At 28.2% G+C, this 4875-nt stretch carries 5 protein-coding genes; all 5 read left to right on the top strand.

The features are described from left to right. Positions 1-326: 326 nt before the first annotated feature. A complete protein-coding gene (locus KKC53_06430) occupies positions 327-530 on the top strand; it encodes a hypothetical protein (protein ID MBU2598782.1) in 204 nt (67 codons plus the stop codon). Positions 531-1100: 570 nt separating this feature from the next. Continuing rightward, on the top strand, positions 1101-2099 hold the full coding sequence (locus KKC53_06425) for a DUF3800 domain-containing protein (GenBank protein ID MBU2598781.1): 999 nt from the start codon (positions 1101-1103) through the stop codon (positions 2097-2099). Positions 2100-2175: 76 nt separating this feature from the next. Beyond that, entirely contained in the window at positions 2176-3078 is a 903-nt protein-coding gene (locus KKC53_06420) for an RES domain-containing protein (GenBank protein ID MBU2598780.1), read from the top strand. Between the two features lie 141 nt (positions 3079-3219). Next, positions 3220-4293, top strand: coding sequence for a three-Cys-motif partner protein TcmP (locus KKC53_06415; GenBank protein MBU2598779.1), 1074 nt, complete (start codon positions 3220-3222; stop codon positions 4291-4293). Between the two features lie 12 nt (positions 4294-4305). Then, positions 4306-4875: radical SAM protein (locus KKC53_06410; GenBank protein ID MBU2598778.1), on the top strand; the 570-nt coding region annotated here is incomplete at its 3' end.

Genomic DNA, 4875 nt, shown 5'->3' with positions numbered 1-4875 from the left:
CAAGAAGGCTGGGTCTTACTCGGAATATAAGTTTTTCTTTTGAGTGTTCATAGACTTATTCAGCCTTCTTTATTCGGTACCTGATTTAATTTAATAAACTTTAATTTATCTTAATATATTCTTAATTAATAGTCTAATGGAGTGTTGCATTGAAATTGGTGGCAATAAGATGAAGCGTACACAGGGAAACAGATAGGCCATAAGAAAAACCGTACTTCCTGAAAGGGTAACAGCCCCGTAAGTTAGATTAATGCAGATGGCGACGTTGTTTCCGTAACGGTAATAATAATCCAGAGCTTTCGCTCTGTGCGGATATCTGCAATGGCTTGAAACATTTTCATTTTGACGGAGATCGTAGTGGAGAATGCCCAAAATTTGGTAAGATTAAAGTTAAACTTTATCTTGGGACAGGACCACCTACAATTGCTTTAGAAAATGAAATTACAACTAAATCAGGTCCTATTGATGCATTTGATCTTGCTACAAAATGCATTAAAACCTGGGATAATTTTATTAAATCAATAATATAGTAAGGGAAATGATGATAAAAATATCTATTAAGGGGAAGATTTTAACGGATAACGGGTTGCATAAAAAAATTTAATATTATCTTGATTTTTTAGATGGGAAGTTCAGGCTGAATAAGTTCACAAAATAGTGATATACTGAAAAAAATGAAGATGTGTGATAAACATAGCCAGAAAACCAAGAATTCATTACGAGGGCGCACTTTAAATAGATAGAGAAGGTGTGCCAGTTCAATAATTCGGTAACTTTTAGCGAAAACCTATAGGATCTGAGGAGTTTCTTAACCAGATGATTGAGGCTTTAGGTATTATTATAGATAGACGTCCTAAGGGGAAACCTCGTAAAATAGAAAGATAGACCATAAAAAAAATCGGATGTACCTATTAAAATTATGTTGTAGGTTGTAGACTGAAAGACAACAATGGATGGTTTTTTGGCGGGTTATTATCGTACTTTTGTTATATTTTAAGAAATTACGGTTTTAAAATGTGCAGCCCTGAATTTCCTATATTTTGCAATAGTTGATTTCTCTACAGGAGAATAATTTTAATTTTATTAGGATAAAGAAAGTAATGAAGTTTTATTTTGATGAGTCCGGAGAATTTTCTATTCCAAGTGATAGAAATAAACACGCAGTTTCAATAGTAATGGGTGTAGCAATATCCGAGTTAATCTTAAATCAACTTTTTAGTGATTTTAAAAAATTTCTTTTAAATCTGAAATCCTGTGAATTAAAAAATGGTGAACCAAAAGGTTATCTATTGACTAATAAACATAAAAAAGATTTTTGCGATTTATTAGCAGGATTTGATGGTATTTCGCTTACGCCTGTAACACTTGATTTATCATTATTATCGAATAGTCAATACCTAAATATTAATAAAATATTTTCTGATTATTTAGCTGGTTATAGTATAAAAATGAAATATAAAAAAGCACAAGATCAGTTATTGTTATTATCAAAGCAATATAAAAATTTAAGTAATCAACAAGCACTCAGAATTTATTCAATAGCTTACTGTTTTAAAATGGCTTTAGAGCACTCTTTTCTTTTTTTATCTAATCGTGGCCATGAAAATTCATGGGAAAGCGTGAGATTTGAAATTGATAGGGTTCAGAAAAATACCAATAGCAGGGAAGAAAAAGTTTTTTCAATATTGATTCTAGGTTGGTTAGATGGATGGAGTAGGGAATCACCAATTTATTTTGTAAAAGAAATTCACACAAGAGATCATCCATTGGTAAAAAAATATGGTGATGAAAATGGTGTTGATATTGCAAAAATGATTAAGAATAATATATATTGGGGCAATTCGAAAAATAGTTTAGGATTGCAAATTGCCGATATAGCATCAAACATAGTGTTCAAAGCTGCATATAATTTAGAAAGAGATAAAAAAAGTTTAATTTTATTTTCTTCGTTAATGAGTAGTTCATATTATGGTGCAAAAAGGGGTCCAGGATTGTTTTCACCTGTGCTTGATGATGTTGATGATACAAAAAAAATTTCAAAAAAATACAAAATCTTGTCAGAAGTAATGCAATTAAGAAATTTGGCCAAATTAGAATAAATAGGGACATTTTCTATAGCACTAGATTATTTATTACTATAAATTAAATTAGAAATAAATGTTGGTTGGTTAATCTATGGAGAGCAAATATAAAAAACCCATACAAAATCTAAGTTTAAAACAAATTCAAGAAACAATTGAAGAAATTCGAAGATTAGATCTTAAAGTTGCTGATATTGACATTATTAAAGAAAATTTAAAACCACTATTTGTAGGATATACCTTAAGAGCTCCTATCTATGAACCTGGTTTAAAGCTGTATAGAGGCAGAATTTGCAATGAAAAACTAAATAATATAAAAGATATAACTTATCCTCCTGCAAAATTAATTACTAAATATCAAAGAGTTAACCGACCTGGGCAATCTGTATTTTATTGTTGCGCTGATCGGCGTGTGCCATTTTCTGAATGTTTTGCAAAAACAGGAGATAAATTTGTTCTTTCCCGGTGGAAAACTGTTTCAAGATTACTTGTAAACAATATTGGATATTTAAATAATAATATTATGGGATTACAGCCAAAGTCTTTAGATGAATTAAAAGAAGCAAATATACTAATTAGAAATTTTATTGATGAAGAATTTACAAAAAATGTAAATGAAGGCGAAGAATATTTATATAAAATTACTATTGCTTTAGCTGAGAAACATTTTTCAGATGATATTTTTAATGGTTTACTTTATCCTTCAATTGCAATTAAGGCACATTCAGATAATTTGGCCCTAAAACCCCACTATGTTGATAAAAATCTTATGATTGAAAGGGTTGAATTCATTCAGATTATTTCAGTAAAAGGTTTTGAATATAAAATAAAAGTTTTAGATTTGGCTACATCTTTCGGAAAAGATGGTTCGATAGAATGGAAAGGCCATCCAGGGAAATGGTACCTAAAAAAGAAAGATGACGAATTGATATTAGCAGTTGAGAATGGCCGGTGGATTGCAAGAGATAAAAAAGGAAAAATTGTCGAACGTAGTTAAAAACAAAAGATGCAATAAATACGTATAGAAATTATTCTAAATATATAAAAAGGAATATATACTTATACTAATTATTAAATAGGAACATATATTATTTTTATATTATATGAAAATAGATAAGAAAACGGAAATGGTAGTTATATGGAAAAAATCTATCTAAAAGGATATCCTTTCTTCTTTTGGAAATATGAAGAGCAAACAAAAATAAAACATTTAATATTTGCAACATATTTTGATAAATGGATAAAAATTTTAGGCAAGCGGGATACATTAAATTATTTTGATTGTTTTGCTGGGTGTGGGGCTTATATTGATGAAAATAAAAATATTTATTATGGTTCTCCAATTTTGGCAGCAGAAAAAATAAAGGAAAATAAAGAACACCTATTCAGAAAAGTCAATATGATAATTATTGAAAAGGATGAAGAAAATTTAAAAAATTTAGAAAAAATATTTCAATATAAAAAATTAGATGTTAATATTAAACCATTACATGGTGATTTTGATAAGGCAATTAACTCAATATTAAGTAATAATGAAAAAGAATTTAACCCCAGTTTCTTCTTTATTGATCCCTTTGGTTTTAAAATTAATTTTAAAACGATAGAAAAAATTATGAAAGTTACAAAATCGGAAGTCCTTATAAATTTTATGTATAACAGTGTTAATAGGTTTTTGATTGATAACATCGAGTCAACTTTAAATAATTTATTTAATTGTGAAGATTGGAAAAAATACAAAAATACAACAATAAATAGAGAGAAGGAAATTGTAAAATTATACAGAGATCAATTAAAACAAATTGCAGATTTTGTAATTTCTTGTAGAGTATGTTTTCCGACAAAAAAGAGAACTTATTATTACTTATATCATTTAACAAAGCATGTTTTAGGATGTAGCGTTATGAAATCTTGTATTGCACAACATTGCAAGGGAAGGTTAGAATATCTAGGATCTGGCGGAGGTCAGATGACATTTAATGATATTCCGGAATTAAGAATTAATGAAATTGAAAAATATATTTTAAACAAATATCATGAGATCAAGAAAGAATATATTCAACTTATCAGAGAAAATATTGATAATACTTCTTTTTTAGAAAGTGAAATCAAGAAGGCTTTAAAAAGCCTTGAAAAAGAAAATAAAATATGCATTAAAAGAATTGAAAGCAAAAAAACGGGATTAACAGGAAAAGATATTATAATATATAACTGAAGGTGAAATAATATGCAATATATTGAACGAAAATCATTATTATATAAAACGAAAGTAGAATATGGAAATTGGACAATTAATCACATTGTTGGATGTATGCATGGTTGTAAATTCCCTTGTTATGCTATGATGATGGCAAAAAAATTTGGATGGATAAGAGATGATAATGATTGGAGAAAGCCAAAGATAGTTACAAATGCATTAGAACTTTTAGAAAAAGAAATACCTAAATACAAAAAACAAATTGATTTTGTCCATCTTTCTTTCATGTCAGATCCTTTTATGTATGACTCGGAAAAAGGAACATTAATCTCAGAGATTAAAGATCTTACTTTAAATATAATTGAAAAACTCAATAAAGAAGATATTAGAGTAACAATTTTGACTAAGGGATTTTATCCTGACGAAATCCTTAATAACAGTTTTCTAAAAGATAATGAATATGGTATAACCTTGGTATCGCTAAATAATAAATTTAAACAAGAGTTTGAACCTTTTTCTTCCTCTTATGAGAAGAGGATAGATTCTTTAAGAAAACTCCATGATACAGGACTTAAAACCTGGGTTAGTATAGAACCTTAT

The sequence above is a fragment of the Actinomycetota bacterium genome (genome assembly GCA_018830725.1).
GTDB lineage: Bacteria > Actinomycetota > Humimicrobiia > JAHJRV01 > JAHJRV01 > JAHJRV01.
The sequence above is the reverse complement of the archived record's forward strand: the minus strand, read 5'-3'. Positions and strand labels throughout refer to the sequence as shown.